At 40.0% G+C, this 1847-nt stretch carries 3 protein-coding genes; all 3 read right to left on the bottom strand.

Going from position 1 to position 1847, the window contains the following annotated elements; all coding sequences use genetic code 11:
- Positions 1–197 precede the first annotated feature (197 nt).
- On the bottom strand, positions 198–425 hold the full coding sequence (locus tag CK510_RS29930) for a hypothetical protein (protein WP_095725063.1): 228 nt from the start codon (positions 423–425) through the stop codon (positions 198–200).
- A gap of 115 nt (positions 426–540) precedes the next feature.
- Positions 541–1698, bottom strand: a complete 1158-nt coding sequence (locus CK510_RS29925; RefSeq protein ID WP_095725062.1) for an RRXRR domain-containing protein — start codon at positions 1696–1698, stop codon at positions 541–543.
- Positions 1667–1847, bottom strand: a 181-nt coding sequence (locus tag CK510_RS33145; RefSeq protein WP_211293357.1) for a hypothetical protein, incomplete at its 5' end; no start/stop codon positions are given. The genes CK510_RS33145 and CK510_RS29925, both read right to left, overlap by 32 nt.

Below are 1847 nucleotides of genomic sequence, written 5' to 3'. Positions count from 1 at the left end.
AATCCAAATTATTATAATTATTGTGGGGTGGGCATCCCTGCCTGCCCTAATATATAATTTAGGTGCTTTTTAGCTTAGCTTGTTGTGGATTTTGAGGATTGCGATCGCTTTTTTTGAAGCACGCCAATAGTATACAAGCACTAGCGAAGAGTAAGCGATCACTCATCCTTGAAATTAAGATGTGACGCTGGGTGTTGTTAAAAGATGCGATCGCTTTCTTCAAAGTTCTCAATACAAGGTGCGATCGCGCAGCTTAAACGTCCTGCCAAATCGGAAAAATCGTAGGATTTTGTCTGAGGAGTATCTGGGATGCTTGGGTTTAAGACAATAACTACATCAACAGCGCCAGATGCTAATTCTGTTGGTATATCAAGGCGTAAATTTCCTGACTCATCAATAATTGTTGCTAACTTCAAAACTTTCATATTCTGAAATTTTGTTTATATTTATCCTAGATCATAAATGTAAGTGGCATTTTATGGTGTCTCGATAACTTGATTCTAAACTTTCATAAAACCTCACGGTATGCGGGAAACTCAGTCACTTTAGTGCTGAGAGGGAAGCGACGCGAGCGGTTTTAACCGCAGTGGTAATTAGTCCAATAGAGCGTCTAATTAGTCGGACTTTGTTTTTACTAAATTGACCTAGCCGTTTCCAGTTTTGGTCAGAGACAGAAACTTGTTTTTCTGTGTCTCCGCTTACCCAGCCTCTATATGTTTTATTGCCTTGGATAGCTTCAACATAATCACCTTTTCTAAATCCATGTCGGGTTACAGTACCGCCATATTTACGGCGAAGTTGCCGGACAGAATCTTCTGTCCCGGCACATTCGCGTCTGGTTCCACCCTTAGACGGAACCATTAAATGTAGTTGCCTACGACTAATTGGAGGACGACGTAAAATCGTAAATTGAGAGTTGGTAATAGTTACATAACCTACCCAACTAGCACCATGAGTTTTAGCACCTTCCCATGATTTGTATTGAACGAACTGCGAACAAGCCAAAGTAACTGCATCAACTGCATGAGTTTCTGGGATTTGTAAAGACTTGTCAGATTTTTCTTTATGTAATCCCAAGTGCTTACGAAGATTAGATGTTTCCCAACCTTTTTTCAATTCCACATTAGCTAGGTTTGATAGTCGGTTAATTTGATATCTTTGCCCTACCATCACTGGACTAAAGCTTTTACTCCCTCTGGCTTCTACCTCTTCGACAACAATTGTTTTTACTGGGTAGATTTCACACAATAAAGAGATTGTGCGGTATTCCAAATCTTTGTTAGCTTTAATACTTGGAGGTAGTTTGGAACTACGACGATTATCGAATCTAGCTTGACGATGGTTACGCTTTGCAAAAAATAATTTTCGGTTAATTCGTCTACCTCGTCTACCACGCCGCATCATGGCTCGTTGTTCCATTCTGTCTTTAACTGTTTTAAATGGAAGAACTAGGTGCAACATTTGTAGCGTGTATTTTTGAGATTGGACTGCAACGCCAGAAAACATTTTACCGGGGTCTAACCCAATCACTACATCTTGAGTTTGGGTATCAGATGGTTCTGTCGTTAATTGGGCATAAAATATGCCTAACTTATTGAATTTGCCTATCGCTTTACCTTCTTTAATCCATCGCCTAGCACGGCTAGGTTTTGTTGGCATTAAAGGTTTATTGTCTACGGAAATTACGGGTACTCGCATAAAAGAGATAATCCTTCGAGTAAAGTTTTAGTCCCCTCGCCCAACTAATCCAAAATGTCTTGTCTTTAACCAACGACTGAACAAACAGTCTTGCAGATAATCCAAACTGGGGAAGTATTTGGAAGTGCGTATCAGGATTAGTCTCAGTG

It is taken from the genome of Brunnivagina elsteri CCALA 953, from assembly GCF_002289455.1.
Lineage (GTDB): Bacteria > Cyanobacteriota > Cyanobacteriia > Cyanobacteriales > Nostocaceae > Brunnivagina > Brunnivagina elsteri.
This window is presented reverse-complemented; position numbering and strand designations above follow the sequence as displayed.